This window comes from Marinobacter sp. JSM 1782161 (assembly GCF_011421605.1).
In the GTDB taxonomy this organism is placed as follows: Bacteria; Pseudomonadota; Gammaproteobacteria; order Pseudomonadales; family Oleiphilaceae; genus Marinobacter_A; species Marinobacter_A bohaiensis.
Map to the genome: position 1 here is coordinate 1,974,764 of NZ_WSSA01000002.1, position 26,644 is coordinate 2,001,407.

At 64.2% G+C, this 26,644-nt stretch carries 26 protein-coding genes; 16 read left to right on the top strand and 10 right to left on the bottom strand.

Going from position 1 to position 26,644, the window contains the following annotated elements:
* The first annotated feature begins 235 nt into the window (after window positions 1-235).
* The 7 genes from sufB (at window position 236) to GQB00_RS08810 (ending at window position 6,564) form a co-directional block, all read left to right on the top strand.
* Window positions 236-1,684 carry a Fe-S cluster assembly protein SufB gene (sufB, locus tag GQB00_RS08780; RefSeq protein ID WP_165855953.1) on the top strand — a complete coding sequence of 483 codons (1,449 nt, stop codon included), beginning with the start codon at window positions 236-238 and terminating at the stop codon, window positions 1,682-1,684.
* 71 nt (window positions 1,685-1,755) lie between these two features.
* Entirely contained in the window at window positions 1,756-2,523 is a 768-nt protein-coding gene (gene sufC, locus GQB00_RS08785; protein ID WP_111494538.1) for a Fe-S cluster assembly ATPase SufC, read from the top strand.
* A 14-nt stretch (window positions 2,524-2,537) separates the two neighbouring features.
* Window positions 2,538-3,824: a Fe-S cluster assembly protein SufD gene (gene sufD / locus GQB00_RS08790; RefSeq protein WP_165856572.1), complete on the top strand. Its 1,287-nt coding sequence runs from the start codon at window positions 2,538-2,540 to the stop codon at window positions 3,822-3,824.
* 5 nt (window positions 3,825-3,829) lie between these two features.
* On the top strand, window positions 3,830-5,077 hold the full coding sequence (locus GQB00_RS08795) for an aminotransferase class V-fold PLP-dependent enzyme (RefSeq protein ID WP_165855954.1): 1,248 nt from the start codon (window positions 3,830-3,832) through the stop codon (window positions 5,075-5,077).
* Between the two features lie 23 nt (window positions 5,078-5,100).
* The gene (locus tag GQB00_RS08800; protein WP_111494534.1) at window positions 5,101-5,454 is read left to right on the top strand and encodes a HesB/IscA family protein; all 354 of its coding nucleotides are present in this window, start codon (window positions 5,101-5,103) and stop codon (window positions 5,452-5,454) included.
* A 29-nt stretch (window positions 5,455-5,483) separates the two neighbouring features.
* A complete protein-coding gene (sufT, locus tag GQB00_RS08805) occupies window positions 5,484-6,026 on the top strand; it encodes a putative Fe-S cluster assembly protein SufT (RefSeq protein WP_111494532.1) in 543 nt (180 codons plus the stop codon).
* Window positions 6,027-6,099: 73 nt separating this feature from the next.
* Window positions 6,100-6,564 (top strand): SufE family protein, encoded by a 465-nt coding sequence (locus tag GQB00_RS08810; protein ID WP_165855955.1) that lies wholly within the window; start codon window positions 6,100-6,102, stop codon window positions 6,562-6,564.
* A 151-nt stretch (window positions 6,565-6,715) separates the two neighbouring features.
* Here GQB00_RS08810 and GQB00_RS08815 read toward each other — a convergent pair whose 3' ends face one another.
* Together GQB00_RS08815 and GQB00_RS08820 are read right to left on the bottom strand one after the other, a co-directional pair.
* The gene (locus tag GQB00_RS08815) at window positions 6,716-7,906 is read right to left on the bottom strand and encodes a flagellar assembly protein T N-terminal domain-containing protein (RefSeq protein ID WP_228276687.1); all 1,191 of its coding nucleotides are present in this window, start codon (window positions 7,904-7,906) and stop codon (window positions 6,716-6,718) included.
* A 56-nt stretch (window positions 7,907-7,962) separates the two neighbouring features.
* The gene (locus tag GQB00_RS08820) at window positions 7,963-8,502 is read right to left on the bottom strand and encodes an LPP20 family lipoprotein (RefSeq protein WP_165855957.1); all 540 of its coding nucleotides are present in this window, start codon (window positions 8,500-8,502) and stop codon (window positions 7,963-7,965) included.
* Window positions 8,503-8,789: 287 nt separating this feature from the next.
* Here GQB00_RS08820 and traF point away from each other — a divergent pair, with 287 nt between their 5' ends.
* The 5 genes from traF (at window position 8,790) to pntB (ending at window position 15,906) form a co-directional block, all read left to right on the top strand.
* Window positions 8,790-10,022, top strand: a complete 1,233-nt coding sequence (gene traF / locus GQB00_RS08825) for a conjugal transfer protein TraF (protein ID WP_165855958.1) — start codon at window positions 8,790-8,792, stop codon at window positions 10,020-10,022.
* A gap of 118 nt (window positions 10,023-10,140) precedes the next feature.
* Entirely contained in the window at window positions 10,141-11,316 is a 1,176-nt protein-coding gene (locus GQB00_RS08830; protein ID WP_165855959.1) for a multifunctional CCA addition/repair protein, read from the top strand.
* Window positions 11,317-11,374: 58 nt separating this feature from the next.
* Window positions 11,375-12,553 (top strand): acetyl-CoA C-acetyltransferase, encoded by a 1,179-nt coding sequence (locus GQB00_RS08835; RefSeq protein WP_111494520.1) that lies wholly within the window; start codon window positions 11,375-11,377, stop codon window positions 12,551-12,553.
* Window positions 12,554-12,928: 375 nt separating this feature from the next.
* Window positions 12,929-14,497: a Re/Si-specific NAD(P)(+) transhydrogenase subunit alpha gene (locus tag GQB00_RS08840; protein ID WP_111494518.1), complete on the top strand. Its 1,569-nt coding sequence runs from the start codon at window positions 12,929-12,931 to the stop codon at window positions 14,495-14,497.
* 11 nt (window positions 14,498-14,508) lie between these two features.
* Window positions 14,509-15,906, top strand: a complete 1,398-nt coding sequence (gene pntB / locus GQB00_RS08845; RefSeq protein ID WP_111494516.1) for a Re/Si-specific NAD(P)(+) transhydrogenase subunit beta — start codon at window positions 14,509-14,511, stop codon at window positions 15,904-15,906.
* Between the two features lie 66 nt (window positions 15,907-15,972).
* Here the strand turns inward: pntB and GQB00_RS08850 are convergent, their stop codons facing one another.
* The 3 genes from GQB00_RS08850 to GQB00_RS08860 form a co-directional block, all read right to left on the bottom strand.
* Window positions 15,973-16,437, bottom strand: coding sequence for a tRNA (cytidine(34)-2'-O)-methyltransferase (locus tag GQB00_RS08850; RefSeq protein WP_165855960.1), 465 nt, complete (start codon window positions 16,435-16,437; stop codon window positions 15,973-15,975).
* Between the two features lie 190 nt (window positions 16,438-16,627).
* Entirely contained in the window at window positions 16,628-17,131 is a 504-nt protein-coding gene (secB, locus tag GQB00_RS08855; RefSeq protein WP_111494512.1) for a protein-export chaperone SecB, read from the bottom strand.
* Between the two features lie 192 nt (window positions 17,132-17,323).
* The gene (locus GQB00_RS08860) at window positions 17,324-17,746 is read right to left on the bottom strand and encodes a rhodanese-like domain-containing protein (RefSeq protein ID WP_111494510.1); all 423 of its coding nucleotides are present in this window, start codon (window positions 17,744-17,746) and stop codon (window positions 17,324-17,326) included.
* A 143-nt stretch (window positions 17,747-17,889) separates the two neighbouring features.
* Between GQB00_RS08860 and gpmI the strand changes: the two genes are divergently transcribed.
* The 4 genes from gpmI to GQB00_RS08880 all read left to right on the top strand — a co-directional run bounded on the left by gpmI (window position 17,890) and on the right by GQB00_RS08880 (window position 23,055).
* Window positions 17,890-19,437 carry a 2,3-bisphosphoglycerate-independent phosphoglycerate mutase gene (gene gpmI / locus GQB00_RS08865; protein ID WP_165856573.1) on the top strand — a complete coding sequence of 516 codons (1,548 nt, stop codon included), beginning with the start codon at window positions 17,890-17,892 and terminating at the stop codon, window positions 19,435-19,437.
* Window positions 19,438-19,630: 193 nt separating this feature from the next.
* Window positions 19,631-20,758: a peptidoglycan DD-metalloendopeptidase family protein gene (locus GQB00_RS08870; protein ID WP_165856574.1), complete on the top strand. Its 1,128-nt coding sequence runs from the start codon at window positions 19,631-19,633 to the stop codon at window positions 20,756-20,758.
* Window positions 20,759-20,839: 81 nt separating this feature from the next.
* Window positions 20,840-22,213: a S41 family peptidase gene (locus GQB00_RS08875; protein ID WP_165855961.1), complete on the top strand. Its 1,374-nt coding sequence runs from the start codon at window positions 20,840-20,842 to the stop codon at window positions 22,211-22,213.
* A 38-nt stretch (window positions 22,214-22,251) separates the two neighbouring features.
* Complete coding sequence (locus tag GQB00_RS08880) at window positions 22,252-23,055, top strand: divergent polysaccharide deacetylase family protein (RefSeq protein WP_407657826.1); 804 nt, start codon at window positions 22,252-22,254, stop codon at window positions 23,053-23,055.
* A gap of 57 nt (window positions 23,056-23,112) precedes the next feature.
* Here GQB00_RS08880 and hisF read toward each other — a convergent pair whose 3' ends face one another.
* From hisF to GQB00_RS08905, 5 genes are all read right to left on the bottom strand, one after another.
* Window positions 23,113-23,886 (bottom strand): imidazole glycerol phosphate synthase subunit HisF, encoded by a 774-nt coding sequence (gene hisF / locus GQB00_RS08885; protein ID WP_165855962.1) that lies wholly within the window; start codon window positions 23,884-23,886, stop codon window positions 23,113-23,115.
* 2 nt (window positions 23,887-23,888) lie between these two features.
* Complete coding sequence (gene hisA / locus GQB00_RS08890) at window positions 23,889-24,626, bottom strand: 1-(5-phosphoribosyl)-5-[(5-phosphoribosylamino)methylideneamino]imidazole-4-carboxamide isomerase (RefSeq protein ID WP_111494500.1); 738 nt, start codon at window positions 24,624-24,626, stop codon at window positions 23,889-23,891.
* 36 nt (window positions 24,627-24,662) lie between these two features.
* Window positions 24,663-25,322: an imidazole glycerol phosphate synthase subunit HisH gene (gene hisH, locus GQB00_RS08895; RefSeq protein ID WP_165855963.1), complete on the bottom strand. Its 660-nt coding sequence runs from the start codon at window positions 25,320-25,322 to the stop codon at window positions 24,663-24,665.
* 73 nt (window positions 25,323-25,395) lie between these two features.
* Complete coding sequence (gene hisB / locus GQB00_RS08900; RefSeq protein ID WP_111494496.1) at window positions 25,396-25,989, bottom strand: imidazoleglycerol-phosphate dehydratase HisB; 594 nt, start codon at window positions 25,987-25,989, stop codon at window positions 25,396-25,398.
* Window positions 25,990-26,143: 154 nt separating this feature from the next.
* Window positions 26,144-26,605, bottom strand: coding sequence for an SRPBCC family protein (locus tag GQB00_RS08905; RefSeq protein ID WP_111494494.1), 462 nt, complete (start codon window positions 26,603-26,605; stop codon window positions 26,144-26,146).
* Window positions 26,606-26,644 lie beyond the last annotated feature (39 nt).

Genomic DNA, 26,644 nt, shown 5'->3' on the forward strand with positions numbered 1-26,644 from the left:
TTAATACCTGACTATTTTACTCTGATATTGTACAATCCTCCCCCAGAAGACCACCCCATAAGAACGATAAGGGCCCAGTGCCGCACGGTGAGAGACAAATCCCCGGCGTCATTGCGCCCGAGCCATTGGGCCGATTGATTACGAGGGCGCCTTTACATCGCGGCGCTCGCAACAGTTAACAGAGTCTGCGGGCTCGCAACCGAAGACCGCACCTGAGAGAGACGGAGCGACGATCATGGCGAACACCGACAAGCAGGTGAACGAGCTGATCAAACGGGAATACGAACACGGGTTCGTAACCGAAATCGAAGCCGATACCTTCGAGCCGGGCCTGGATGAAGACGTCATTCAGCGCCTGTCAGAGATCAAGCAAGAGCCTCAATTCATGCTGGATTGGCGCCTGAAAGCTTACCGTCGCTGGCTGGAAATGGAGGAGCCGGACTGGGCTCACGTCAACTACCCGAAGGTGGATTTCCAGAGCATCTCCTACTACTCCGCGCCGAAGAAGAAAGAAGACATGCCGCAGAGCCTGGACGAAGTGGATCCGGAGCTGCTGCGCACCTACGAGAAGCTGGGCATCCCCCTGCACGAGCGCGAAAAACTGGCCGGCGTGGCCGTCGATGCCGTGTTCGACTCGGTCTCCGTCGCCACCACCTTCAAGGATCAGCTGGCCGAAGCCGGCGTGATCTTCTGCCCGATTTCCGAGGCGGTCCAGAAATACCCGGAGCTCGTGGAGAAGTACCTGGGCAGCGTGGTGCCGGCCGGTGACAACTTCTTCGCGGCGCTGAACTCCGCGGTCTTCTCCGACGGCTCGTTCGTCTACATTCCCAAGGGCGTGCGCTGCCCGCTGGAGCTGTCCACCTACTTCCGCATCAACGCGGCCAACACCGGCCAGTTCGAGCGTACCCTGATCATCGCCGACGAAGGCAGCTACGTCAGCTACCTGGAAGGCTGCACCGCGCCGATGCGCGACGAGAACCAGCTGCACGCGGCCGTGGTCGAGCTGGTGGCGCTGGGCGACGCCCAGATCAAGTACTCCACCGTGCAGAACTGGTACCCGGGCGACGAGGAAGGCAAAGGCGGTATCTTCAACTTCGTCACCAAGCGCGGCGCCTGCATCGGCAAGAACTCCAAGATCTCCTGGACCCAGGTCGAAACCGGCTCCGCCGTGACCTGGAAGTACCCGAGCTGCATCCTGCGCGGCGAGAACAGCGTGGGCGAGTTCTACTCCGTGGCGCTGACCAACAACTACCAGCAGGCCGATACCGGCACCAAGATGATCCATCTGGGCAAGAACACGTCCAGCACCATCATCTCCAAGGGCATTTCCGCCGGTCGCTCCAGCAACGCCTATCGCGGGCTGGTCAAGTTCGGCCCGGGCGCGGAAGGCGCGCGCAACTTTACCCAGTGCGACTCCCTGCTGATCGGCGACCAGTGCGCCGCCCACACGTTCCCGTACATCGAGAGCAAGAACAAGGGCGCGATCGTCGAGCACGAGGCCACCACCTCCAAGGTCAGCGACGAGCAGATGTTCCTGTGCCGCCAGCGCGGCATCGATCCGGAACAGGCGGTGTCCATGATCGTCAACGGCTTCTGTAAGGAAGTGTTCAAGGAGCTGCCGATGGAATTCGCCGTGGAAGCCGGCAAGCTGCTGGAAGTCAGCCTTGAAGGGTCCGTCGGTTAACGGGCCCGGCTTAACGGCCTGCGAACGACCACGCACACAGAATTCAGGAATTCAGAGAGAGATCACAATCCATGCTGAGCATTCGTAACCTGCACGCCGCCGTCGACGGCAAGGAAATCCTCAAGGGCATCGACCTGGACATCAAACCGGGCGAAGTTCACGCCATCATGGGCCCTAACGGCTCCGGCAAGAGCACCCTGTCCGCGATCCTGGCCGGCAACGAAGCCTACGAGGTCACCGGCGGCGAAATCACGCTCGACGGCAAGGACCTGCTGGAACTGGAAACCGAGGAGCGCGCCCGCGAAGGCATCTTCCTGGCGTTCCAGTACCCGGTGGAAATCCCCGGCGTCAGCAACCTGCAGTTCCTGCGCACCGCGGTCAACGCCATGCGCGCCCATCACGGCGAGGAAGAGCTCAGCGCGGTCGATTTCATGAAGCTGGCCAAGGAAACCACCAAGCAGGTGGACCTGGACCCGGCGTTCCTCAAGCGCGGCGTCAACGAAGGCTTCTCCGGCGGTGAGAAGAAGCGCAACGAGATCCTCCAGGCCCTGCTGCTGCAGCCGCGTCTGGCGATCCTCGACGAAACCGACTCCGGCCTGGACATCGACGCCCTCAAGGTGGTCGCCGACGGCGTCAACGCCCTGCGCTCCCCGGAGCGCGCCGTGCTGATGGTCACGCATTATCAGCGTCTGCTGAACCACATCGTGCCGGACTACGTGCACGTGCTGGCCGCCGGCAAGATCGTCAAGTCTGGCGGTCGCGAGCTGGCTCTGGAACTGGAAGAGCGCGGCTACGGCTGGCTCGGTATCAAGGACGCAGACGAAGTCGAGGCCGGCTAAGGAGGTTGGTTATGATGAAAGCAGCACCGACCCTTTCCGGCGCGTTTCTCGAGGCGTCCGGCGCCAAGCTGCCGGAACCGCTGCGCAAGCTGCGTGAACAGCGCGGCAGCGCCCTGGTAGACATGCCGCTACCGACGCGCAAGACCGAGAACTGGAAGTACTCCAGCCGTTACCTGAAGCTGGACGACACCCTCGCGGCCAACCTGCCGTCCGGTTACAAGGCCGGCCCGGCCCTGGCGATGGACGGCTACCACGTGGTCATTCACAACGGTGTTGTGGTGCCGGAAGCGAGTGATTTCCCGGACGTGGACGGCATCGAGATCCGCAGCTTCGCCGATCTGGACGAAGTCACCGCCCAGTCCCTGGCCGAGCGCCTGGACAACACCCTGGACAGCAAGGCCGTGCAGATGGCGCGCCTGAACACCGCCCGTTTCGAGGACGGCCTGTTCATCCGCCTGCGCCAGGGCGCGGTGCTCGACCGTCCGCTGTTCGTGATCGCCGAGACCGACGCCGAAGCGTCCGGCTCCGTCTACCCGCGGATCTACGTGGACGCCGGCGCCAACAGCCAGATGACCCTGGTCGAGGAGTACATCTCCACCGGCGAACAACCGGCCCTGGTGGACACCGTCACCGAATTCAGCCTGGCGGACGGCGCCAACATCACCAGCGTGCGCCTGGCCCTGGAAGGTGAGAACACCTACCACATCGGCGCCACCGGTGCGCGCCTGCTGGGCCACGCCCGTCTGGACAGCCATTGCGTCGGCTTCGGCGGCCCGCTGCGCCGGCACGACCTGCAGGTGCGCCTGGAAGAATCCGGCGCCAACTGCCGCCTCAACGGCGTCGCCGTGACCCAGGGCAAACAGCATTTCGACAACCACACCACCATTGAACACGTGGCCGCCCACTGCGACAGCGAGGAAACCTATCGCAACATCGCCGCGGACGAGTCCCACGCCATCTTCAATGGCCGCATCCACATTCACCCGGATGCGCAGAAGTCGAACGCCAACATGAGCAACAAGAATCTGCTGCTCTCCACCGGTGCGGAAATCGACACCAAGCCGGAGCTGGAAATCTACGCCGACGACGTCAAATGCGCCCACGGCGCCACCGTCGGCCAACTGGACGACACCGCGCTGTTCTACCTGGTGTCACGCGGCATCGACCGGCGCGAGGCCAACACCCTGCTCTCCATGGCGTTCATCAACGAACTGATCGAGCAGATTCCGGTCGAGGCGGTGCGGGAAACCGTACAGGCGCGTCTGAACCGGTTTATCGAACAAGCGTTCGAGGGAGCCTGAGCGACATGACCGATCTTGCGGCAGCCCGAAAAGCCCTGGACGTAGACCGCGTCCGCCGCGACTTCCCGATCCTGTCCGAGACAGTGAACGGCAAGCCCCTGGTGTACCTGGACAACGGCGCCTCCGCCCACAAGCCGGTCGCCGTGCTGGACGCCATGGACGCCTACTTCCGGCACAGCCACTCCAACGTGCACCGTGGCGCCCACACCCTGGGGGACCGGGCCACCGCCGCCTTCGAGGGCGCCCGCGAGACGGTTCGTCAGTTCCTCAACGCCGCCAGCACCAAAGAGGTGATCTGGACCCGCGGCACCACCGAGGCCATCAACACCGTCGCCAACAGCCTCGGCCAGCGGCTGCAGGCCGGCGACGAGATCCTCGTCAGCACCATGGAGCACCACGCCAACATCGTGCCCTGGCAGATGGTGGCCCAGCGCATCGGCGCGAAAGTCGTGCCGATCCCCGTCACGCCGGCGGGCGAGCTGGACATGCCGGAACTGGACACGTTACTCGATAGCGGCCGCGCCCGCGTACTGGCGGTGGCCCACGTCTCCAACGTGCTGGGCACGGTCAACCCCGTGCGCGAGCTGGTGGCCAAGGCGAAGTCGAAAGGCCTGTACACAGTGATCGACGGCGCCCAGGCGGTGCCCCACTACCGCCCCGATGTCCAGGCACTGGACTGCGACTTTTACGCCTTCTCCGGCCACAAGCTGTTCGGCCCCACCGGCATCGGCGTGCTCTACGGCCGCGAAGCGCTGTTGCAGGATATGGAGCCCTTTATGGGCGGCGGCGAGATGATCGAGCGGGTGACCTTCGAGAAGACCACCTGGAACGTGCTGCCCTACAAGTTCGAAGCCGGCACCCCGCCGATCGCCGAGGCGGTCGGTCTGGGCGCGGCCATCGACTACGTCGAGGGCCTGGGCCGCAACGCCCTGGAAACCGCCGAGCAGGCGCTGCTGCAGCGGGCCAACGAGCTGGTGGAAACGGTCCCGGGCATGACCGTGATCGGCACCGCCACTGACAAGGTGCCGGTCATGTCCTTTAAAATCGACGGACTGCACCCCAGTGATATAGGCACCCTGCTCGACCAGCAGGGCATCGCGATCCGCACCGGCCACCACTGCGCCATGCCGCTGATGGCGTATTACGGCGTACCGGGGACGGCGCGGGCTTCGTTTGCGTTCTACAACACGCTGGATGAAGTGGAGCAGCTGTTCGCAGCGCTGCAGAAGATCCAGCGACTGTTCGCTGAATAACGGATTGATCGGGAGGCGAATCGATGACGGCTGAAACCTTTACCCCCAGCGTGGGCGTGACCCTGACACCCGCCGCGGTGTCACACGTGCGCAAGCAGCTTGAGAAGCATCCGGAGGCCCGCGGCATCCGCCTGGCCGTCCGCAAGAGCGGCTGCTCCGGTTTCATGTACGAGACCGAATGGGTCACCGAACAGGGTGAGGACGACGCCATCTTCACCGTCGATGATGTGGACGTCTACGTCGAGCGCAAGCACCTGGCGGTCGTCAACGGCACCGAGATCGACTTCATTCGGGAAGGGCTGAACTCCATGTTCCATTTCCGCAATCCCAACGCCACCGCCGAATGCGGTTGCGGCGAGAGCTTTTCCATCTCCTGATTCACCGATAGACGAGGCGACATTCCCCCATGGCCGAACGCGAAGTTGTCCTGACCAAGCGCGAAGTGGAAGCCCGACTGGTGCCGTCCGGCACGGAGATCATGATTCCGTCGGACACCTTCGTGACCATCACCCAGTCCCTGGGCGGCACGTTCACGGTGGCGGTCAACGGCAACCTGGCGCGAGTGGAAGGCCACGACGCCGACGCCCTGGGCAAAGAACCGCCGCAGAGCAGCTACGACACGCCGGAAGACGGCTCGGTGAACGAGAATCAGGTGTGGGAGGCCATGCGCAGCTGCTACGATCCGGAGATTCCGGTGAACGTGGTGGAGCTGGGCCTGATCTACGACTGCCAGATAACCAACGGCACTGACGAGGGCAACCAGGTCTACATCCGGATGACCCTGACCGCCGCTGGCTGCGGCATGGGCCCGGTGATTACCGACGACGTCAAACGCAAGGTGGAACACGTGCCGAACGTGGACAAGGTCACCGTGGAACTGACCTTCGACCCGCCCTGGAACAACGACATGCTGTCGGATGAAGCCAAGCTCGAGCTAGGGATGCTGTAAGGCCTCCCCTTGCGCCATCCGCCCCGATGCGGTTCACTCTCTGCAAATCCTGAAAACGCTACACCCGAGACCTATGACAGCAGCCAAGCAATCGTTCCTCGACAACCCCCTGGGCCAGAAAGTCACCCTGGAAGACGTCCACGAGGCGTTCGAATTCCTTGATGACTGGGAAGAGCGCTACGCCTACATCATCGACCTGGGCCGCCAGCTGCCGGCGTTCCCGGATGAGGAGCGGGTCGAGGAAAACTACGTGCACGGCTGCCAGAGCCAGGTGTGGCTGATCCACTACACGGATCCGGACAGCGGCCGCCTGTTCCTGCTGATCGACAGCGACGCCATGATCGTGCGCGGTCTCGCCGCCATCATCCTCATCGCCCTGAACGCCCAGTCCCCGCGCGACCTGCTGTCGGTAGACGTGGACGAGCTGTTCGAGCGCCTCGACCTGTTCCGCCACATCTCCCCGACCCGCGGCAACGGCCTGCGCGCCATGGTCGGCAAGATCCGGGACATTGCGGCGAAGGAAGCGGCCGGGGTCTGATTCCCACGCTCGACCGCATCCCCAATGTCGCCGAAGCTTCAGCTTCGGAGGCCCGTAAGGGCCCCGGGCAACCTCTGGCAGGCCACAAGCCGGTTCCGAAACTAAAGCCCCGGCGACATGACGCCTCTAATATCCCTCAGCAACGCCGCCCTCACCAGATAATCGCAATATCATCCCGCTGCAGGTTGTGCACGGCACCGACATCCGGCATCAGACCGCTGCTGAAATCCGGATGCACGTGATTGACGGTCATGGTCATACCGGAGTCGGTCAACTCGGGCGTTGAGTCCGGTGCGTCGAAGAAGCGGAAACTGCGGTAGAGCTGAAGCTGATCGCCCGGGCGCAGCCCCGCCGTGGCACCGGACGCCAGATAGACCTTCTGGCCGTCGACCCGGCTGATGCGGGTAATGAACGGCTGGCACGCCAGGGCGGCGTTCACCGCCTGTTCCATCTGCCCCAGAGTCCGCTCCACGGCCTGCCCGTAATCGGTGGCCCGGAAAGCGGTCGAACCGAAGCCGGTATTGTCGGTCATATCCGCATCCCAGGTGCCGCTCGTCGCGAAACGCTTCTGGAACACCGGCGAGCCGCTGTAGCCGTCGTACACCATCAGATCGGCGACGAATTGCCGCTCCTGGTTCGCCACCCCCAGACCACGCTGCATGCGATCGAGAATCGAGGTTCCCCAGGCTTCCGGATCGGACAGACGCATGTCGCGGATCACACCGGTAACGACAAACTGGACATCCAGTTCCCGCGCCAGCTGGATCACGTTGGTCAGGCTATTGTCGAAGCGCTGCCGGGTCGGCGCATTGGGCACGTCCGGGAACATCTGCACACCGGTGGCACCGAATACCTGCACCTGACCATCCGCCTGCAGGCGCTCCTGCAACTGCCGCGGCAGGACCTCGCTGGCATCGGCCACGCGCCCCATACGGGTGTGATCGGTATCGGCAATCGGGAATCCGGTAATCGCCACCCGCTTGCGCAAGCGGGCCGCATCCCGGGCCTGGCAAGCCTGGTCGGCGCTCATGTCCGCCTCGATGGTCATGCGCAGCAGGTTGCCGCGGCGATTCTCCTCCAGCACCCGCACCTGACGGGCTCGCGCCTGCGACGCCACACTCAGGCGGGAATCGGTCAGCACGCCGTTGTGCATGGTGTCCTCGCTGGCCACCCGCGCGTCGTAGCGCAGGGCCGCGTCACGCAGGGCGGCGTTGCGCGCCTGTTCCCGGGCGGCACCCACGTCATCACCAACAATCACGGCCTGTCCGGTGCCCTGCACCCAGGCGGCGGCAACACTGCCGCTCAGCAGCAGGCCCGCGATAATGGCAAACCAACGACTCATCCGCTTCATTCCAGCCGGCCTCTTTGCAACCGCTCGTCTCATTCCAGACTTCCGACTCATTCCAGGTAGTACAGCGAATCGACCGTCTCGGCGTGCACATCACCGCGACTGTCGTTGCCCATGGGCATGGGAATCGGGCAGCGTTCGGGCACGTCACGGTCTTCGGACATCGCCACGCAGGCGCGGAAGCGGGACTCCAGCTTGAGCTCCATCACCGACTCCACCACGCCATCGCTGTGCTCATTGACCGCCACCAGCTTGGCGCCGCGAATGTAGCTGTCCACGTAGGAGCGGAAGTTGTCGTTGTTGAGGACAAAGTCGTTCACTGTCGAGCTACCGTAGATCACCGTGCCGTAGACCCGCTCCGCCAGCGCCCGGTAGGCATCCAGCTTGGAAGCGCGCCGTGCCAGCAGCCGTTTGCGGGTGTCCAGGCGGTCGTTGGTGGCATCCGCGTAGGTGCCGAATCCACTGACCCGGACCACGATCGGCTCCAGTCGCTCGGCGGCGATCGCCCTCTGTCGGTCCTCTGTCGACGAGGACGCACAACCGGTCAGGCCGATCGCAGCCAGGCACAGGCTGGTTACAAAACGCTTCATGTCTTTCTCCGGCAAAAACGCACTTTCGTCCCTGCCATGAAAAAATCACGCCAGGAACGCTAACTCACTATCATGAAACCATAATCCCGGAGAGCCCGGACACTCCGGGACGGCAGGCGGCAAAAATTCTCCGCAGCCGACGCGGCAGCCGGCCGGATGGTCTATCGTAAGACGAAGCGAAAAGCCACGCGACGTAACCATGTGACCACATTCCGGCGCCGGAGCCTGGTCTATAGTCCGCCACTCCGCCCGGAGGAAGCTCGACTCAGACAATCCGGAGATCTTCCATGATCCATCGCCGCATCGCCCTGGCCGTCAGCCTTGCCACCACCACCGCCGGCGCGGTGGCCGCGCCACAGAGTTTCACCACCGCCCGCTCGTTCGCCATGGGCGGCACCGGTGTCGCCGTCGCCCACCCCGCCTCGGCCAATACCGCCAACCCCGCCATGCTGGCCATGGGCCAACACGACTGGGCCGACGAATTCGGGCTCATCCTGCCGTCAATCAACGCCCGACTGGCGGACGACGAAGAGGTGATCGACCAGATCGACGACATTCAGGACACCATCGACACCATCAACGCACAGATCGACACCCTGGACACCGCAGCCATTTCCGACAGCGCCGGGCGCCTGCAATCCCAGCTCGAAGCGCTTAACCGGGATACCATGCGCGCCGACGCCGGCGTCGGCCTGAGCCTGGCGTTGCCGACCTCGGGCGTCTCGGTCGGCGTATTCACCAATGCCAGCGTACGCGCCACCGGTCGCGGCGACGTCTCCGACAGCGACCTGGCGCTGCTGGAAGCCATTCAGAACAATCCGGCACTGGCCACCACCATCACCGACATTGGCGACATCCTCACCTCCGAGGGCACCGCCTATGCCGCCGCGGTCGGGGAAGTCGGGGTCAGTTTCGCCAAGACTTTCCAGATGAGCGACGACAACCAGCTCGCCATCGGCCTGTCGCCGAAGTACGTCCAGTTGCGGACCTACGAGTACAACCGGCGGGTCAGCGACTTTGAAGACGACGACTTCGATGCCGACGAGAACGAGACCGACAAGAGCGGCTTCAACGCCGACCTCGGCGCCGCTTACCGCTTCGGCGAGAGTCAGGCGTGGACCGCCGGCCTGTCGGTACGCAACATCATCCCCATGGACCTGGATTCCCGCTCCGGCCGAACCTTCGAGCTCGATCCCCGCGTCACCGCGGGCATCGCCCATCATGGCGACATCCATGCGGTCACCGCCGAGATCGATCTGACCGAGGCGGAAGCCTTCGGTTTCGGTGACGACACGCAGTGGGCCGCCCTGGGCGGCGAGCTGGACGTATTCCGCGCCGTACAGCTGCGCGCCGGCCTCCGCCACAATCTGGCCAGCAACGACGACAACAGCGGCGTCGAAGAAGACACCCTGTACACATTCGGCCTGGGTTTCTCGCCCTATGGCGCTCACCTGGAGCTGTCCGGCCTGGTCAGCGACACCGAGACCGGCGCCGCCGTGGAGCTGGGGGCCGCCTTCTAACTAAGGGGCCTCCAGCAGTCGTCACGCCCCACGCCGCCAGTCCGGCCAATCCCGCGAACGGGTTGCCCCCTCGTTCGATGATCCCGATAATCGCCCTATCGTTATTGCAGGATGCGCTATGGATATCTATCTCGTGGGGGGAGCCGTCCGGGACCAATTGCTCGGCCGCCCGGTCAAGGATCGCGACTGGGTCGTCGTGGGCGCCACCCCACAGGAAATGCTCGACTGGGGCTTCAAGCAGGTGGGCGCGGATTTTCCGGTCTTCCTCCATCCGGAAACCGGGGAGGAATACGCCCTGGCCCGCACCGAACGTAAACAGGGACAGGGCTACCACGGTTTTGTCGTCCACAGCGAACCGGACGTCACCCTGGAAGACGACCTGCGCCGCCGGGACCTGACCATCAACGCCATGGCCCAGGCCGGGGACGGACAGATTATCGATCCCTTCAATGGCCGACAGGATCTGGAAGCGCGCCGCTTGCGGCACGTCTCGCCGGCTTTTGCCGAGGACCCGCTGCGCATCCTGCGCGTCGCCCGCTTTGCCGCTCGCCTGGCGCCGCTGGGCTTCCGCGTGGCGGACGACACCCTGGCACTGATGCGCAGCATGGCCGAGGCCGGCGAAGTCGAGCATCTGGTGGCTGAACGGGTCTGGCAGGAAATCCAGCGCGCCCTGCTGGAGGCGGACCCCGGCGTCTTCTTCCGGGTCCTGCAGCAATGCGGCGCCCTGGAGACGCTGATGCCGCCCCTGGCCGATGCGCTGGGCAGCCAGCGCCGTCCCACTACCCTGCAGGCGCTGGACGCCGCCAGCCGTCACGGGGATCGCATCGCTGTGCGCTATGCGGCCCTGGTGGCAGGGCTGGGCGACGGCAATCTCGTCGACACCCTCTCCGAACGCCTCAAGACGCCCAACGACTGTCGCGACCTGGCACGCCTGCTGGCCGACACCGTCGACGACCTGCTGGAAGACGCCCCACGCGATGCCGACCTGCTGATGGCCCTGCTCGACCGGACCGACGCCTGGCGCCGTCCGGAACGTTTCACCGACCTGCTGGACGCCGCCGAAGCGCTGGGCCAGGCCCGCAGCCAGGTGCTGGACCGGGGCCCTGTCGAAATCGCCCTGCGACAGGCCAAGACCGTGGATCCCCAGGCGTTGATGGCGGAAGGCTACACCGGCAAGGCCCTGGGTGAGGCCATTCGCCAGACCCGGCTGGAGCGCATCCGGCAGGTGCTGGCGCCGCCGGCAGCCAACGATCCGGCGGCGCCATCGCCGGACGGGTCGTCACCATACGATTAGTCGCAACCGTCACAATTTCAGATAGAATGCCAACACATTTCCCTGAGGAGAGAGCACCATGCGCGACGTAGTCATCGCGGCAGCCCGCCGTACCCCGATCGGGACGTTCGGCGGCGGACTCGCCAGCCTGCGGGCGGATCAACTGGGCTCGGCCGTCATCAAGGCCCTGCTGGACGAGACCGGGATCGCCGGCGATCAGGTGGACGAAGTCATCCTGGGACAGGTGCTGACCGCCGGCTGCGGCCAGAACCCGGCGCGCCAGGCCGCCATCCACGCCGGTCTGCCCGACCACGTGCCCGCCATGACCATCAACAAGGTGTGCGGGTCCGGCCTGAAAGCGGTCCACATGGCCGTCCAGGCCATCCGCTGCGGCGACGCGGACGTGATTCTCGCCGGGGGCCAGGAAAGCATGAGCCAGGCGCCCCACGTGCTGCCCAACAGTCGCAACGGCCAGCGCATGGGCGACTGGAAACTGGTGGACACCATGGTCAACGACGGCCTCTGGGACGCCTTCAACGGCTACCACATGGGCGTGACCGCCGAGAACATCGTGGAGAAATACGGGCTGACCCGGGAAGAGCAGGACGCGTTTGCCGCCGCCTCCCAGCAGAAAGCCGTGGCCGCACGTGAAGCCGGCTATTTCGACGGCCAGATCGTGCCCATCAGCGTGCCCCAGCGCAAGGGCGACCCGCTGGTGGTGGATCGCGACGAAGGCCCGCGTGATGGCGTCACCGGCGAGGGCCTGGGCAAACTCAAGCCCGCTTTCAAGAAAGACGGCAGCGTGACCGCCGGCAACGCCTCGTCCATCAACGACGGCGCCGCCGCCGTGGTGGTGTGCAGCGCCGAGAAGGCCCAGGCACTGGGCCTCACGCCACTGGCCACCATTCGCGCCCACGCCAGCGCCGGCGTCGACCCGCAGATCATGGGCACCGGCCCCATTCCGGCCACACGCCGCTGCCTGGAGCGCGCCGGCTGGGGCGTCGACGAGCTGGACCTGATCGAGGCCAACGAAGCCTTCGCCGCCCAGGCCCTGTCGGTCAACCGCGACCTGGGCTGGGACACCGACAAGGTCAACGTCAACGGCGGCGCCATCGCCCTGGGCCACCCGATCGGCGCCTCCGGCTGCCGCATCCTGGTCACCCTGCTGCACGAAATGCAGCGCCGTGATGCGAAAAAAGGCCTCGCGACCCTGTGCATCGGCGGCGGCATGGGCGTTGCGCTGGCGGTCGAACGCTAACCCCGGAGGGCCGGCGGCGCGCCCGCCGCCGGCTTTTTTCCCCGCCTTCTCCGAATTAACCGCCTCCCCACGTCAGACGGGCTATCCACGCGCGTCAGCCTTTCGCCCATAATCGACATTCCGCCCCAAAAGAGGGCGACGCGGTCGATTTATGTCTATGCGTAGTTACCGGTATGTGGTACAAACGCACCCCCTCGTCAGACGAACGAGTCCGGCGAGCGACGCAGATGCCCAACGCTGCCGGATCGACCACAAGAACAAAAACAACATAAAAACAATAACCTGTAATGAAAGACACCCGGCCAGCCTCGCACGGGCTTTTCGGCCGAACAACAAACGGGCACCGGTAACAGACAGTCATAAAGAGGTTTGCACATGAAAATTGGCATCCCCAAAGAGTGCTACCCCGGCGAAAACCGGGTGGCGGCCACACCGGCCTCTGTCGGCAAGCTGATCAAGCTTGGCCATACGGTCGTCGTGGAGACCGGCGCAGGCGCCGCTGCGACGTATCATGACGACGCCTATCGCCAGGCAGGGGCCGAGATCGCAGATAACGCGCAGGACCTCTGGTCCGCCGCCGAGTTCATCCTGAAAGTCCGCGGGCCCCGCTTCAACGAGCAGGCCGACCTGGACGAGACCAGCCTGCTCAAGGACGACAGCTACCTGCTGAGTTTCCTGTGGCCGGCCCAGAACCCCGAGCTGCTGGAGACACTGGCGTCCAGGAACGTCACCGCCTTCTCCATCGACGCCCTGCCCCGCATCAGCCGCGCCCAGAAGATGGACGCCCTGAGCGCGATGGGCAACATTGCCGGCTACCGCGCGGTCGTGGAAGCCTCCAACCGCTTTGGCCGCTTCTTCACCGGTCAGGTCACCGCGGCCGGTAAAGTACCGCCCGCCAAGGTCATGGTCATCGGTGCCGGTGTCGCCGGTCTGGCAGCCATCGGTGCGGCCCGCAGCATGGGCGCCATCGTGCGCGCCTTCGACACCCGCCTGGAAGTGAAAGAGCAGGTGGAAAGCATGGGCGCCGACTTCCTGGAGCTGGACTTCGAGGAAGACGGCAGCGGCAGCGGCGGCTATGCCAAGCAGATGAGCAAGGAGTTCATCGAGGCGGAAATGGCCCTGTTCATGGAACAGGCCAAGGAAGTCGACATCATCATCACCACCGCCCTGATCCCGGGCAAGCCGGCCCCGCGCCTGATTACCGCGGACATGGTTCGCGCCATGAAGCCGGGCGGCGTGATCGTGGATCTTGCGGCTGAACAAGGTGGCAACTGCGAACTGACCCAGCCGGGTGAAGTGGCGATCGAGAACGGCGTCAGCATCGTCGGCTACACCGACCTGCCGAGCCGCATGGCCAGCGTCTCCTCCGACCTCTACGCCACCAACCTCTGGCACCTGCTGAGCGAGCTGACGCCAGAGAAAGACGGCGAGATCCAGGTCGACATGGAAGACACCGTCATCCGCGGCGTGGCCGTCACCCACGAAGGCAAGGTGACCTGGCCGGCACCGCAGCCGGAGAAACCCGCGCCTAAACCGGCCCAGCCGCAAGCCGCCGCACAGCCGGCAGCCGAGGACGCCGACAGCGGCAAGTCCGGCGCCAAGGCATTCTGGAAAGGCGCCCTGCTGGTGGCCACCGTCGCCGCCCTGTACGGCATCGGTGCCTATGCACCGAAGTCCTTCCTGTCACACTTCACGGTCTTCGTGCTGGCCTGCTTCGTCGGCTGGCAGGTGATCTGGAACGTGACCGCCTCGCTTCATACCCCTCTCATGAGTGTGACCAACGCCATCAGCGGCATCATCGTGCTGGGCGCGATCCTGCACCTGGCCCAGGCGCAGAATCTGGTGATCGGCATTATCGCGTTCGTCGCGGTCCTGATTGCCTGTATCAACATCGGGGGTGGCTTCCGGGTCACCTATCGCATGCTCAAGATGTTCCATCGGTAAGGAGAGCGTCCATGTCACAAGGATTGATCACAGTCGCCTACGTGGGCGCAAGCATTCTGTTTATCCTGAGCCTGGGCGGCCTGAGCCACCAGGAAACCGCCCGTCGCGGTAACGTCTACGGCATCGCCGGTATCCTCATCGCCATAGCCGCCACCGTCGGCGGCATGAGCGATGGCTGGGTCACCACCCTGATCGCCATCACCATCGGCGCCGCCATTGGCATCGTCATCGCCAACCGGGTGGAAATGACCCAGATGCCCCAACTGGTGGCCCTGCTGCACAGCTTCGTGGGCCTGGCGGCGGTGCTGGTCGGCTTTGCCGGCTATGTCGAGCCGCTGGTGGACACCCACGGCGCCGAGCACACCATCAAACTGGTGGAAGTGTTCCTGGGCATCTTCATCGGTGCCGTGACCTTCACCGGCTCGCTGGTCGCCTGCGGCAAGCTTGACGGCCGCATCGCCAGCAAGGCGCTGACCCTGCCGGGCCGCCACGTCATGAACCTGCTCATCATCGCCGCGTGCGTTGGCCTGGGAGGCTGGTTCCTGACCACCAACAGCATGATCGAAGGCTTGCTGGCCCTGGCCATCATGACGGCTCTGGCCGCCATCCTGGGCATCCACCTGATCATGGCCATCGGCGGTGCCGATATGCCGGTCGTGGTGTCCATGCTCAACAGCTACTCCGGCTGGGCCGCCGCGGCCATCGGCTTCATGCTGGGCAACGACCTGCTGATCGTCACCGGCGCCCTGGTGGGCAGCAGCGGCGCGATCCTGAGCTACATCATGTGTAAGGCGATGAACCGCTCGTTCGTGAGCGTCATCCTCGGCGGCTTCGGTCAGACCAGTTCCAGCTCCGCTGCGGTGGACGGCGACCTGACCATCAACGAAACCTCCATCGATGAAGTCGCCGACGAGCTGCGCAACGCCGATTCGGTAATCATCGCCCCGGGTTACGGCATGGCCGTCGCCCAGGCCCAGAACGCGGTCAGCGAGATCACCCAGTTCCTGCGCAAGCGGGGCACCAACGTGCGCTTCGCGATCCATCCGGTTGCCGGTCGTCTGCCGGGACACATGAACGTGCTTCTGGCCGAGGCCCACGTGCCCTATGACATCGTGCTGGAAATGGATGAGATCAACGACGACTTCCCGGAGACCGACGTGGTCCTGGTCATCGGCGCCAACGACACCGTCAACCCGAGCGCCTCGGAAGACCCGGGCAGCCCGATCGCCGGCATGCCGGTGCTGGAAGTCTGGAAAGCGCGGCAGGTGGTGGTGCTCAAGCGCGGCATGTCCGCCGGCTACTCCGGTGTGGAAAACCCGCTGTTCTTCAAGGAGAACACGCAGATGCTGTTCGGCGATGCCCACGAAAGCACCAGCCGTCTGCTCAGCAACCTGACCTCAGGCGACTGATAACGCCGCCTATTGGAAGAGATCGTGTGAGAACGTCGCGAACGCGGCCGTTCTCACACGGAGGTCTCAGACACCTCCCTTGAACCCCACCTGACGCCAGGCCTCGTAACACACGACGGCCACGGCGTTGGACAGGTTCAGACTGCGGGAGGTGTTGCACATGGGCAGGCGCAAGGCCTGCTCAATGGCGGAACCATCGCGGATGTCCGCGGGCAACCCGGTGGTTTCGCTGCCAAACAGCAGGCAATCCCCTTCCCTGAACGTCACCTCACTGTAGTGCGCGCGGGCTTTGGTGGTCATGGCAAAGATCCGCTTGCCCGGATGCTGCGCCAGAAAGTCCTCGAAATCCCGGTAGCGACTGACATTCGCCAGATCGTGATAGTCCAGCCCCGCCCGCCTGAGCTTGCGCTCCTCGAAATCAAACCCCAACGGCTCGATCAGGTGCAGCCGGAAGCCGGTGTTGGCGGCCAGACGGATGATATTGCCGGTATTGGGGGCAATCTGGGGTTCGTGCAGGACGATATGGAACATGACGACTCGGAGGTGTTTGCTGTCGGGCTCGACGGCCAGGGTTAAACAGGAAGGCTCAACAATACGCCAACATCCCCGCTCCGGGAACGGCTGGCTCTCTAATTGCGGACACGAACGGGAAAGAGGAAAACGCGCGAGGAGGGCGCAAAAGAAGCCTGGGGCCAGCTGAAAGCCGGCCCCGAGGGCAGGATCAGTGCTTCTGCTCTTCAGCGGCTTCGCCCGCTGCTTCGTCCTGCTGGCGCTTGAGCGCCTGGGCGTAGATGGCGTCGAAGTTCACCGGCGCCAGCATCAGGGCCGGGAAGCTGCCCTTGCCCACGATGTTGTCGATGGACTCACGCGCATAGGGGAACAGGATGTTCGGGCAGTAGGCACCCAGCATCTGACCCAGTTGCGGCCCCTCGATACCCTTGACCATGAACACGCCGGCCTGCTGGATTTCGACGATGTAGGCCACTTTCTCACCCACCTTGGCGGTCACGGTCATGGACAGCACCACTTCGTACTGGGTGTCGCTGACCTGGGTATGGGCGGTGTTCAGGTCCAGGTTGACCTGCGGCTGCCACTGCTCCTGGAACAGGGTCGGCGAATTGGGGGACTCGAACGACAGATCCTTGATGTAGATCCGCTGCAGCGCGAACTGGGGCTGGTTCTCGTTGGTATTGGCGCTGCCTGCGGCCTGATCGTTTTCAGCCATCTTTCTTCCTTTCGGTTCTTGTCCGGAGTCAGCCGTGACGCCGCTCCGCTCTCGTTATCGTGTGCGTCCGCCATTAGGATCCGAAGATGCCCCGGCGGGCCGCGGCCCGTTGATGTCGAGTGCAACAGTGCGCCAACCGGGCAGCAAATTCAACTGGCTGCCCACGGCCACGCACCGGCTTATTTTTCCTGCTTACTTCTTCTTTTTCTTCAGCGGCAGGTTGTTGCCCTGCCAGTCGGCAATGCCGCCACCCAGGCGTACCACATCGGTATAACCTTCGGCGTTGAGCTGACGCACAGCGGACGCCGAGTGCTGGCCCATCTTGTCGACGATCACCACCTGCTTGCCTTCGTGTTTCTTGAGCTCGGCGGCGCGGTCCTTGAGGTTGTTCAGCGGCATGTGGATCGACCCGGAGATATGGCCGTTGGCGAAGTCCTTGCGGTCGCGGATATCGACGACCACGGCCTGATCCTTGTTGAGCAGATTAATGAGCGCCTGGGCGTTGACCTTCTTGCCCCCGCGACGGGTTTCCAGAAGCAGCAGTGCAATCAGCAGCACCACAAAGATGGAGGCGAGAATGTAGTGATTGACGACGAATTCAAAGACTCTTTCCATTAATACTACCTGCCGAAGCCAGCGGACGAATTGATGCGCGATTATACACACCCGCAGCCGGCGACAGAAGGCGCCGCCATTAGCCTGCCCCGCCGAAAACAGGTAGACTCGGCACTCCAAACTCCATTCAGGACGACCAGGCAATCAACGCTATGCGAAAGACGACTGCACTGATTATTCTCGACGGCTGGGGCCACCGCGACCCGTCTGACGATAATGCCATCAGCAACGCCAACACCCCGTTCTGGGACAAGCTCATGCAGGAACAGCCGCAGACGCTGATCAACACCTCCGGCATGTTCGTGGGCCTGCCCAAGGGCCAGATGGGGAACTCCGAGGTCGGACACATGAACCTCGGGGCCGGTCGCGTCGTCTACCAGAGCCTGACCCGCATCGATAAAGACATCAGCGACGGCGCCTTCGCCGACAATCCGGTCATCACCGGCGCCATCGACAAGGCCGTGGACGCCGGCAAGGCCGTCCACCTGATGGGCCTGCTGTCGCCGGGCGGCGTCCACGCCCACGAAGACCACATCCTCGCCGCCGCCGAAGTCGCCCGCTCGCGCGGCGCCAAGACCGTTTACATCCACGCCTTCCTGGACGGCCGCGACATGCCGCCACGCAGCGCCGAGCCGTCCCTGAAAAAAGTCGACGGCAAGCTGCGCGAGATGGGCGTGGGCCGCATCGCTTCCATCGTCGGCCGCTACTTTGCCATGGACCGGGACAATCGCTGGGACCGCGTCGAAGCCGCTTACAACCTGATCACCTCCGGTGAGGCCGAGTTCGTCACCGATACCCCGGTGGAAGGTCTGCACGAAGCCTACGAGCGCGGCGAGAACGACGAGTTCGTCAAGGCCACCCGCATCCAGGCCGCCGGCGAGCCGGACGCGTTCGTCCAGGACGGCGACAGCGTGATCTTCATGAACTTCCGCGCTGACCGCGCCCGGGAAATGACCCGCGCCTTCGTGGAAGACGATTTCGACGGTTTCGAGCGCAAGCAACGCCAGGCCCTGGCGGACTTCGTCATGCTCACCGAGTACGCCGCCACCATCAAGACGTCCTGCGCCTACCCACCCGAAGAGCTGGTCAACAGCCTGGGCGAGTACATGGAAAAACTGGACAAGACCCAGCTGCGCATCGCCGAGACCGAAAAATACGCCCACGTCACCTTCTTCTTCAGCGGTGGTCGTGAGGAGCCCTACCAGGGCGAGGACCGCATCCTGGTGCCGTCGCCGAACGTCGCCACCTATGACCTGCAGCCGGAAATGAGCGCACCGGAGGTGACCGACAAGCTGTGCGAGGCCATCCGCAGCGGCAAGTACGACCTGGTCATCTGCAACTACGCCAACGGCGACATGGTCGGCCACACCGGCAGTTACGAAGCCGCGATCAAGGCCGCCGAGTGCATCGATCAGTGCCTGACGAAGATCGACGCCGCGCTGAAAGACGTCAACGGCGAGGCCCTGATCACCGCCGATCACGGCAACTGCGAGCAGATGACCGACCCCGAGTCCGGCCAGGTGCACACCGCCCACACCACCGGCCCGGTGCCGCTGGTGTACATGGGCAGCCGCGCTATCGCGCTGAAGGACGACGGCGCCCTGAGCGACGTGGCGCCTTCCCTGCTGACGCTGATGGCGCTGGAGCAGCCGGCGGAAATGACCGGCCACTCGCTGGTCGAACTGCCGTAAACGCCGCTCAAGACGCGCGCCCACGGTGTCCGTTGTAGCTCAAGCGCTGGACGCTTTGCCCACGATCCGACCGGCCTGCCGCCTGCTTTCACTTCGCAGCGCGGCTCGCCGGTTTCGTCGCTGGGCGCCCGCGCTCCCGGTAAACGAACAGCAGCCACCGCGGTGCCAGCGCTTGCGCGCCCTGCGCTCAGGCATGCTCGGCCTGCTACTGCTGAGCGTGCTTCCCCTTCCCGCCAGCGCCCAGGACGACGACGTCTCGCGCGAACAGGTTGAAGAGCTCAAGGAACAGATCGCGGATATCGACGACTGGCTGGAAGACGCCGAGGACGATCAGGGCGAGCTGGAGCAGACCCTGGCGCGCACCGAACGGCAGATCGGGCAGCTCAAGAAAGAGCGCCGCGCCCTGCAGCAGAAGGCGGCACAGCAGCAGGCCCGACTGGAGGAACTGAGCGCGCAACAGGCCAAGCTGGAACGGGAGCTGGCCTCCAAGCGCAGCGCCCTGGAGGCCCAGATCCGCGCTGCCTGGATGGCCGGCGACGCCCCGGCTCTGAAAGTGCTGCTCAACGAGATCGATCCGCAGAAACTGGCGCGGATCATGACCTATCACGAATACCTCAGCCAGCACACCGTCAGCCAGCTGGAAGCTTTTCACCGCACCCTCAACCAGCTCAAGGACACCCGCGAACAGGTCGTCGCCGCCCGCCTGGATCTCAGGAAAACCGAAGCCTCGGTGGCCGAACGCCAGGACAAGCTGGAGGACCAGCGCCAGACCCGCCAGCGCACCCTGGCCCTGCTCAAATCCGACATCTCGGACAAGCGCTCACAGCGGGAAGACCTGGTTGCCGACCGGGAGCGACTGGAAAAACTCCTCAAGGAAGTGGAAGCGGCCATCGCCGATATCCCCACCCCCGACGAGTCGCAGCCGTTCGCCTCGCTGCGCGCTAAACTGCCCTGGCCGGCGCGTGGTAAGGTCACTGTTGGCTACGGCGAAAGCCTGCGCAACGGCCGCCTGCGTCACAACGGCCTGTTGATCGCCACCCAGCCGGAAGCCGACGTCAAAGCGGTGCATTACGGACGCGTGGTTTTTGCCAACTGGTTGCGCGGCTTCGGGCTTCTGACCATTATTGATCATGGTGATGGTTACATGAGCCTCTACGGTCACAACTCCAGCCTGCTCAAGAGCCCGGGCGATTGGGTCAGGGCCGGCGAGACCATCGCCATTGCCGGAGAGAGCGGCACGGACTCGCACTCACAACTCTACTTCGAGATCCGGCACAACGGCACGCCACAGAATCCCCGGAAGTGGCTTGCCCATCAATAAGGCGACTGTGTCTGCCGTGACGACTGTTGCGCAGGCGCCCGGTCCTCCATAATAAATCGCTGCGAGTACAGGAATGACTGCATGAAACTGGCTAGACGCAACGCCCCGACCGTTCTGGCATTTGCCGCCTGCCTGCTGGTCCTGCCGGCACTGGCCCTGGGCGACACGGATCCGGAAACGGGCGATACCCTGCTGCCGGGCGAAATCAATGGCAAGGACGTCACGGTTCGCCTGCCCAATCCGGAAAAACAGCTCCCGCTGGACGAGCTGCGCAAGTTCACCGAGGTGTTCGGGCGTATCCGTGAGGCGTATGTGGAGGAAGTCGACGACAAGACCCTGCTGGAGAACGCCATCAAGGGCATGCTGTCCGGCCTCGACCCGCATTCCGCCTACCTGGAACCCCAGGCCTACGAAGAACTGGAAGAAAGCACCAGCGGCGAGTTCGGCGGACTGGGCATCGAAGTGGGTATGGAAGACGGTTTCATCCGGGTGATCTCACCCATCGACGACACTCCGGCCCAGAAAGCCGGCGTGCAGGCCGGCGACGTCATCATCAAGCTGGGCGACCAGCCGGTCAAAGGCATGACGCTGGAAGAAGCCGTGTCGCTGATGCGCGGGGAACCGGGCACCACCCTCACACTGACCATCGTCCGTGATGACGAGGGCGGCGCGCCCATCGAAATCGACGTCGAGCGGGCGATCATCAAGGTCACCAGCGTCAAGAGCCGGATGCTTGAGCCTGGCTACGGCTACCTGCGCCTCACCCAGTTCCAGGCGGAAACCGGACGCGAGTTCGTCGACGCCATCAACCGCCTCGAAGACAGGAACGGCGGCTCCCTGAACGGCCTGATCATCGACCTGCGCAACAACCCCGGCGGCGTCCTGCAAGCGGCGGTGGAAGCGGCGGACGCGGTTATGGACGAGGGCCTGATCGTCTACACCGAGGGGCGCATCCAGAGCTCCAAACTGCGCTTCTCCGCCCAACCGGGGGACGAAACCGACGGCGCCCCCATCGTGGTGCTGATCAACGGCGGTTCGGCCTCCGCTTCGGAGATTCTCGCCGGCGCCCTGCAGGACCACCACCGCGCCGTGGTCATGGGCACCGAATCCTTTGGCAAAGGCTCCGTGCAGACGGTCGTTCCACTGGACGAGACCCACGCCATCAAACTGACCACGGCCCGCTATTACACGCCCAGCGGGCGCTCCATCCAGGCCAAGGGTATCCACCCGGACATCGTCGTGCGCCAGGGCCGGCTGACCGAAGTCGAGAACCAGCCCTTCTTTACGGAAGCGGACCTGAGCGGGCACCTGGAAAACGGCGAAGGCGAGAGCGAGGACAACGGCGATGCTCCGGCGCGGGACGAACTGGTGTCCCGCGACTACCAGCTGCGGACCAGCCTCAACCTGCTCAAGGGCCTGAAAATCCTCGATCAGAGCAAAGCCATCAAGGAGTGAGTTTGAAAGGACGTCATCGACGCCTGCTCGGCGCCCTGCTGACCGTTGTCGGCACCACCCTGCTACCGTTCGCCGATGCCTCGGCGTCGGGCGAGCAGCCGCCGCCCACCATCGCCATCATCATCGATGACATGGGGCACGACCGCATCCAGGGCCAGCGCCTGATCGATCTGGATCAGCCGATCACCCTGGCCTTCCTGCCCTACCGGCCGTACACCCACGACCTGGCGGAATCGGCCCACGCCCGCGGCAAGGAAATCATGCTGCACGCGCCCATGGCCAACACCCACCATATCGGTCTCGGCGGCGGCGGGCTCTACGCCGACATGGACCAGCGCACCACCGTGCAGACCCTGCGCCGGGCGCTGAAGTCCATTCCCTACGTGCAGGGCGTCAACAACCACATGGGCAGCCTGCTGACCCAGAACCGGGATCACATGGACTGGGTCATGGGCGAGCTGTTCCAGTACCCGCTGTACTTCGTCGACAGCCGCACCATCGCCTCCACCGTGGCTGCAGACAGCGCCCAGCGCGCACAGGTGCCCAACCTGAGCCGGGACGTGTTCCTGGACCACAAGCAGACCGAGGCCTTCGTCGATAAGCAGTTCAAACACCTGATCGACATTGCCCGCCGCAAGGGCACCGCCATCGCCATCGGCCACCCGCACAAGGTGACGGTGGACTATCTGGTCAAGCACTTGCCGGAACTGGACGAACAGGGCATCGCCGTGGCCACGGTCAGCGGCCTGTGGGCCATGCGCCACAATAACGCGCCGATGTTTGTGGACATCAAGCAGCCGGTGCATCTACCGCTGGCGAAGAGAAAGGTCGACGGGGAATAGACGGAGAATTCAGGGGAAAGCCCGGAGAGCGGGCGCCCTCCGGGTACGCACAAGGCCTCAGAGCCGGACTTCGATGCCCTGCGCCTGCATGAACTGTTTCGCCTCGGGAATGGTGTGCTGCCCGAAGTGGAAGATCGACGCCGCCAGCACCGCGTCGGCACCGCCCTCGGTGACACCGTCCGCCAGGTGCTGCAGTTCGCCTACACCGCCGGAGGCGATCACCGGCACGCTCACCGCATCGCTCACCGCACGGGTCAGGCCCAGGTCGAAGCCGACCTTGGTGCCGTCCCGGTCCATGCTGGTCAGCAGCAGTTCGCCGGCGCCGAGGTCGACCATTTTCTTCGCCCATTCCACCGCGTCCAGCCCAGTGGGCTTGCGGCCGCCGTGGGTGAAGATCTCCCAGCGCGGCGCCTCGCCCTCCTCGCTGACGCACTTGGCGTCGATCGCCACGACGATGCACTGACGGCCAAAACGCTCGGCCGCCTCGCGCACGAATTCCGGGTTGAACACCGCCGCGGTGTTGATGCTGACCTTGTCGGCCCCGGCGTTGAGCAGCTTGCGGATATCGTCCACCGTGCGCACGCCGCCACCCACGGTCAGCGGGATAAACACCTGGCTGGCCATGCGTTCCACCGTTTCGTAGGTGGTATCACGGCTTTCGTGGCTGGCGGTGATGTCGAGGAAGGTGATCTCGTCGGCGCCTTGCTCGTTGTACTTGCGGGCCACTTCCACCGGGTCGCCGGCGTCGCGGATATCGACGAAGTTCACGCCTTTCACCACGCGGCCCTTGTCCACGTCCAGGCAGGGGATGATGCGTTTGGCCAGGGACATGATTATTGCTCCTGCTGGTCGCACCAGGCCTGGGCCTCGGCCACGTCCAGGGTGCCTTCGTAGATGGCCCGGCCGGTGATGGCGCCCAGGATGCCGCGATCCGCCTCGGCGGACAGGCGCTGGATATCGTCCATGTTGGTGACGCCGCCGGAGGCGATCACCGGAATGCCGCAGGATTCCGCCAGATGCGCGGTCTGTTCGACGTTGACGCCCTGCATCATGCCGTCACGGCTGATGTCGGTGTAGACGATGCTGTCGACGCCGTCGTTGGCGAACTGCTTTGCCAGGTCGGTGGCTTTGACTTCGGACACCTCCGCCCAGCCGTCGGTGGCCACCAGGCCGTCCTTGGCGTCCAGGCCGACAATAATGTGACCCGGGAAGCGCTTGCACATCTCGGTGACGAACTCCGGCTCCTTCACGGCTTTGGTGCCAATGATCACCCATTGCACGCCCGCCTTGAGGTAGGCCTCGATGGTTTCCGCCGAGCGGATGCCGCCGCCGATCTGGATCGGCAGGTCCGGGAAGCGTTTGGCAATGGCATTGACGATCTCGCCGTTGACCGGCTCACCCGCAAAGGCACCGTTCAGGTCTACCAGATGCAGGCGACGGGCACCGGCGTCGACCCAGCGGGCCGCCACGTCCACCGGGTTCTCGGAGAAGATCGTGGAATCGTCCATGCGGCCCTGGCGCAGGCGCACGCATTTGCCGTCTTTCAGGTCGATGGCGGGAATAATCAGCATGGTGGTATCAATCCAGTTCGGGTTGTGGGGCCGGTGTTAGCGGCCGGACCATTGTACGAAGTTTTTCAGCAGCTGCAGGCCGGCCCGGTGGCTCTTCTCCGGGTGGAACTGCGTGGCGAAGACATTATTGCGGGCCACCGCGGCGGCCAGGTCCACGCCGTAGCGGGTGCGCCCGGCGATGTCGGCGTTGCCCTCGGCCTCGGCGTAGTAGCTGTGCACGAAGTAGAAGCGGTCACCGTCCTCGATGCCGTGCCAGATCGGGTGGTCCTGGGTCTGCCAGACCTGGCTCCAGCCCATGTGCGGCACTTTCAGGCGCAGCCGCTCGCCCGGACGCTTGCCGGCCTCGCTGAGGTCGTCACCGAAGTAGCGGACTTCCGACGGGAACAGGCCAATGCCCTCCACGCCGTTGTTTTCCTCGCTGCGGGCCATCAGCGCCTGCATGCCGACGCAGATCCCCAGCAGCGGGCGGCCCTCGTCGACCAGATCCCGGACCAGGGTATCCACCCCCTGGCGGCGGATCTCGGCCATGCAGTCGCGGATCGCGCCGACACCCGGCAGGATCACGCGGTCGGCTTCACGGATAACGGCTTCATCGTCGGTGACGTGGACGCGCATGTCCGGCGCCACGTGTTCCACGGCCTTGCTGGCCGAGTGCAGGTTACCCATACCGTAGTCGATAATGGCAACGGACTTCATAGTCAGGACAACTCCGGAGAGGAAGGGCCGCCGCCGTCCGATCGGGCCGCGGCCGGAATCATTGGAAACGCGGTTAGAGAGAACCCTTGGTGGAGGCGATGACGCCCGCCATGCGCTCATCCGGTTCGATGGCCATGCGCAGGGCGCGACCGAACGCCTTGAAGACGGTTTCGATCTGGTGATGGGAGTTCTTGCCGCGCAGGTTGTCGATGTGCAGCGTCACCATCGAGTGGTTGACGAAACCGTGGAAGAATTCCTCGAACAGGTCCACGTCGAAGCCACCGACGCTGGCCCGGGTATACGGCACTTCCATGGTCAGGCCGGGACGGCCGGACAGGTCGATCACCACCCGCGACAGGGCTTCGTCCAGCGGCACGTAGGCGTGACCGTAGCGGCGGATGCCCTTCTTGTCGCCCACGGCCTTGGTGAAGGCCTGGCCCAGGGTGATGCCGATGTCCTCAACCGTGTGGTGGTCGTCGATGTGCAGGTCGCCCTTGGCTACGATTTCCAGATCCACCAGACCATGACGGGCAATCTGGTCCATCATGTGCTCCAGGAAAGGCACGCCGGTGTCGAAATGGGATTCGCCGGTGCCGTCGAGATTTACGGAAACAGTGATCTGGGTTTCGAGGGTATTGCGCTCTACCCGCGCCTTGCGTTCGGCCATGGGGACTCCATCAAGAAAAGCCGTCAAAATGAACAGGGCAGAGTATACCGCGTTACGGTGTCAATCTCACTTGATTGACACCACATTGCGTCTATCAACGCGATTGCCGGAACCGCGCCCGGGAACTCTTTGGAACGGTGAGATCCGGAGCGGTCTAGAACGCTTTCCTGAGGTTGTTCATGTAGGTGTCCACCAACCCGTTGAACTCGTGCTTCACCACCGGGCTGATGGCCAGTTTGAGCAGGCCGGGCAGGGGCAGGGTCAGTTCCGCTGTCGTCTGGAAGCTGGCGCGGGTGACGTCGTCGCCCTTGGCAGTGAGCGTCCAGGATCCCTGCACCACGCCGTTGCCCTCGCCCTTGACCGGCGTCCAGGTGATCCTGCCGGCCTCTTTGTCGGACTGGTACTGGCTGGCGTAGACCGACTGGATGGAGTGCTTGTCGATGCCGATCTTCTCCATTTCCCAGCGGTAGGTGTTGTTGCCCAGGTCCACCAACTGATCGACCTTGGGGAAGTGGCTGGCCGAGCGCGGCACGTCCGCCAGCAGTTCGAAAACCTCGTCGTAGCTGCCTGGAATATCGATCTCGCGGTTCAGTTCGATCGCAATGGTAATGGCCACCCGAAACTCCTTTCGTTGATTTGTCTTTATTATGCCGGA

What these genes read in the sequence shown, in the direction of transcription:
- sufB (WP_165855953.1), top strand. Translation starts at nt 236, where the DNA reads ATGGCGAACACCGACAAGCAGGTGAACGAGCTGATCAAACGGGAATAC.
- sufC (WP_111494538.1), top strand. Translation starts at nt 1,756, where the DNA reads ATGCTGAGCATTCGTAACCTGCACGCCGCCGTCGACGGCAAGGAAATC.
- sufD (WP_165856572.1), top strand. Translation starts at nt 2,538, where the DNA reads ATGAAAGCAGCACCGACCCTTTCCGGCGCGTTTCTCGAGGCGTCCGGC.
- GQB00_RS08795 (WP_165855954.1), top strand. Translation starts at nt 3,830, where the DNA reads ATGACCGATCTTGCGGCAGCCCGAAAAGCCCTGGACGTAGACCGCGTC.
- GQB00_RS08800 (WP_111494534.1), top strand. Translation starts at nt 5,101, where the DNA reads ATGACGGCTGAAACCTTTACCCCCAGCGTGGGCGTGACCCTGACACCC.
- sufT (WP_111494532.1), top strand. Translation starts at nt 5,484, where the DNA reads ATGGCCGAACGCGAAGTTGTCCTGACCAAGCGCGAAGTGGAAGCCCGA.
- GQB00_RS08810 (WP_165855955.1), top strand. Translation starts at nt 6,100, where the DNA reads ATGACAGCAGCCAAGCAATCGTTCCTCGACAACCCCCTGGGCCAGAAA.
- GQB00_RS08815 (WP_228276687.1), bottom strand. Translation starts at nt 7,906, where the DNA reads ATGAGTCGTTGGTTTGCCATTATCGCGGGCCTGCTGCTGAGCGGCAGT.
- GQB00_RS08820 (WP_165855957.1), bottom strand. Translation starts at nt 8,502, where the DNA reads ATGAAGCGTTTTGTAACCAGCCTGTGCCTGGCTGCGATCGGCCTGACC.
- traF (WP_165855958.1), top strand. Translation starts at nt 8,790, where the DNA reads ATGATCCATCGCCGCATCGCCCTGGCCGTCAGCCTTGCCACCACCACC.
- GQB00_RS08830 (WP_165855959.1), top strand. Translation starts at nt 10,141, where the DNA reads ATGGATATCTATCTCGTGGGGGGAGCCGTCCGGGACCAATTGCTCGGC.
- GQB00_RS08835 (WP_111494520.1), top strand. Translation starts at nt 11,375, where the DNA reads ATGCGCGACGTAGTCATCGCGGCAGCCCGCCGTACCCCGATCGGGACG.
- GQB00_RS08840 (WP_111494518.1), top strand. Translation starts at nt 12,929, where the DNA reads ATGAAAATTGGCATCCCCAAAGAGTGCTACCCCGGCGAAAACCGGGTG.
- pntB (WP_111494516.1), top strand. Translation starts at nt 14,509, where the DNA reads ATGTCACAAGGATTGATCACAGTCGCCTACGTGGGCGCAAGCATTCTG.
- GQB00_RS08850 (WP_165855960.1), bottom strand. Translation starts at nt 16,437, where the DNA reads ATGTTCCATATCGTCCTGCACGAACCCCAGATTGCCCCCAATACCGGC.
- secB (WP_111494512.1), bottom strand. Translation starts at nt 17,131, where the DNA reads ATGGCTGAAAACGATCAGGCCGCAGGCAGCGCCAATACCAACGAGAAC.
- GQB00_RS08860 (WP_111494510.1), bottom strand. Translation starts at nt 17,746, where the DNA reads ATGGAAAGAGTCTTTGAATTCGTCGTCAATCACTACATTCTCGCCTCC.
- GQB00_RS08870 (WP_165856574.1), top strand. Translation starts at nt 19,631, where the DNA reads ATGCTCGGCCTGCTACTGCTGAGCGTGCTTCCCCTTCCCGCCAGCGCC.
- GQB00_RS08875 (WP_165855961.1), top strand. Translation starts at nt 20,840, where the DNA reads ATGAAACTGGCTAGACGCAACGCCCCGACCGTTCTGGCATTTGCCGCC.
- hisF (WP_165855962.1), bottom strand. Translation starts at nt 23,886, where the DNA reads ATGTCCCTGGCCAAACGCATCATCCCCTGCCTGGACGTGGACAAGGGC.
- hisA (WP_111494500.1), bottom strand. Translation starts at nt 24,626, where the DNA reads ATGCTGATTATTCCCGCCATCGACCTGAAAGACGGCAAATGCGTGCGC.
- hisH (WP_165855963.1), bottom strand. Translation starts at nt 25,322, where the DNA reads ATGAAGTCCGTTGCCATTATCGACTACGGTATGGGTAACCTGCACTCG.
- hisB (WP_111494496.1), bottom strand. Translation starts at nt 25,989, where the DNA reads ATGGCCGAACGCAAGGCGCGGGTAGAGCGCAATACCCTCGAAACCCAG.